2 protein-coding genes are annotated in these 2,541 nt (G+C 73.6%); both read right to left on the minus strand.

The window, feature by feature from the left end:
* On the minus strand, positions 1–1,126 hold a 1,126-nt coding region (locus VN520_RS37400; protein WP_325751408.1), incomplete at its 3' end, for a PucR family transcriptional regulator ligand-binding domain-containing protein.
* Positions 1,127–1,348: 222 nt separating this feature from the next.
* Positions 1,349–2,541: glycoside hydrolase family 15 protein (locus tag VN520_RS37405; protein WP_325751409.1), on the minus strand; the 1,193-nt coding region annotated here is incomplete at its 5' end.

Consider the following 2,541-nt stretch of genomic DNA (forward strand, 5'->3'; position numbering starts at 1 on the left):
GCAGCAACGGGACCCGGCCCTCCACCGGGCGCACCCCCACCAGCACCGGGGCCCCCACCGTCGCGAGCTCCTCCGTCACGGCCCTGGCCAGCAGGGCCCAGCTGCCCGAGGGCGCCGGCTCCGGGGCGAGCCGCATCACCACCGGCAGCAGCGGATCCCCGCCCGGCCTGAACCCCAGGACCCCTGCCTGCGCGGGGGCGTCCTCGGCGGCGATCCGGCCCTCGGCGAGATCCGTGAGGAAGTCACCGCGTCCCCGCGCCGCCACTTCCTCCTCCTGGCGGGCCTGCATCAGCACCACCGCCAGGATGCCCGCCGCCCGCTCGGCCGCCATCCGGTGCACCGTCAGCAAGGGGCCCGACACCGGGAGCAGCACCAGCCGGGCCCGCACGGAACCGGTCCCGGGCCCGCCGCCCGGCGCTTCCACACCGGTCCCGGGCCCGCTGCCCGGCACCTCCACCAGGACCGCGCCGGCCGGTGGCGCCTCACGGGCCGCGCGTGCCCCGCGCAGGCCCTCCCAGACCTGCAGCGGACCGGCGGCGCCCACCGGCCCGGTCCCGGCCCCCGCGGCGAACAGCAGCCGGCCGTCCGGGGTCTCCAGGAAGACCGGGTTCGCGGCGAAGTCCGCGAGGATCCCCAGGACCTGCGGCACCCCGCCACCGCCGAGCACCGCCTGCGTACACCGCCGGTGCACCTCCTCCGCCCGCCGGAGCAAGGCGTAGTGGCCGTTGACGATCTCGGTGTGGATCTCCTCGGTCACCGCCACGAATGGGACCTCGCGATGGAGCTGGACGAGCGGCAGCCCCGCCGTCCGCGCCGCCTCCACGATCGCCGCGGGCAGCCGGCTGAAGCGCGGGCCGAGCTCCACGACCAGGGCGGCGATGCCGCGGTCGGCCAGCCTGCGGACGAAGGCGCGCTGGTCGGCCGGCCGGGACCCGAGGCCGAGCCCTGTGGTGAGCAGCAGTTCCCCGCCCTTGAGGAGGGCGGGGATGTTCGGCGCCTCACCGGCGTGCACCCAGCGCACCGTACGCTCCAGCCGGTCCGCGCAGGCCAGTACCTCCGGGACCCCGCTCCGCAGCCCCGGCAGCTCCAGCGCCCGCCGCACGGTGATCCCGCCCTCTGTCTCCACCGGCTCCGGCCTCGTGCTTCCGTATCCGCGCGTCAGCGCTCATGCCCTCGTACGGGCGGGGCACGCATGCCCCGGTGATCCCACCGGCGAAACCGAAGACCGGTCGCGGCGGTCCCCGCCGGAGGGTACGGGGCCTCGTGCGAGCCCCTTCGCAGGGCGTGACAGGACTCTTCCCCCGTGACAGGGCCGGCCGTTCCGTTCGGCCCTGTCACGCCCCGCGGGTCAGCCGACGTACGCCCCGCTGGCCGTGAGCCGCAGTGCCGTGTCGATCAGCGGCACATGGCTGAACGCCTGCGGGAAGTTCCCCACCTGGCGCTGGAGCCCGGAGTCCCATTCCTCGGCCAGCAGACCGAGGTCGTTGCGCAGGGACAGCAGCTTCTCGAAGAGCCGGCGGGCCTCGTCGACCCGGCCGATCATCGCCAGGTCGTCCGCCAGCCAGAACGAGCAGGCCAGGAACGCGCCCTCGTCGCCCTCCAGGCCGTCGACGCCCGCGTCGTCACCCTCGGTGGGGTACCGCAGGACGAAACCGTCCTCCGTGGACAGCTCCCGCTGGATCGCCTCGATCGTGCCGATGACGCGCTTGTCGTCGGGGGGCAGGAAGCCCATCTGCGGGATCAGCAGCAGGGACGCGTCCAGCTCCTGGGACCCGTAGGACTGGGTGAAGGTGTTGCGCTCCGGGTCGTAGCCCCGCTCGCAGACATCGCGGTGGATGTCGTCACGCAGCTGGAGCCACCGCTCGAGCGGTCCCTCCGTGTCCCCGGACTCGATCAGCTTGATCGTGCGGTCGACGGCGACCCAGGCCATCACCTTGGAGTGCACGAAGTGGCGGCGCGGACCGCGCACCTCCCAGATGCCCTCGTCCGGCTCCTCCCAGTGCTTCTCCAGATAGCTGATCAGCTTGAGCTGGAGTCCCATCGCGTAGTCGTTGCGGGTCAGCCCCGTCATGTGCGCCAGGTGCAGCGCCTCGGTGACCTCGCCGTACACATCGAGCTGGAGCTGGGACGCGGCGCCGTTGCCGACCCGGACCGGGCTGGAGTTCTCGTAGCCGGGCAGCCAGTTCAGCTCCGCCTCGCCGAGCTCGCGCTCACCGGCGATGCCGTACATGATCTGCAGGTTCTCCGGGTCACCGGCGACCGCCCGCAGCAGCCACTCGCGCCAGGCGCGGGCCTCCTCGCGGTAGCCGGTGCGCAGCAGCGAGGACAGGGTGATCGCCGCGTCGCGCAGCCAGGTGTAGCGGTAGTCCCAGTTGCGGACGCCGCCGACGTCCTCCGGCAGGGAGGTGGTCGGCGCGGCGACGATTCCGCCGGTGGGGGCGTAGGTGAGGGCCTTCAGTGTGATCAGGGAGCGGACCACGGCCTCCCGGTAGGGACCGTGGTACGTGCAGTGCTCGACCCAGTCGCGCCAGAAGTCCTCGG

This window comes from Streptomyces sp., from assembly GCF_035563135.1.
GTDB lineage: Bacteria > Actinomycetota > Actinomycetes > Streptomycetales > Streptomycetaceae > Streptomyces.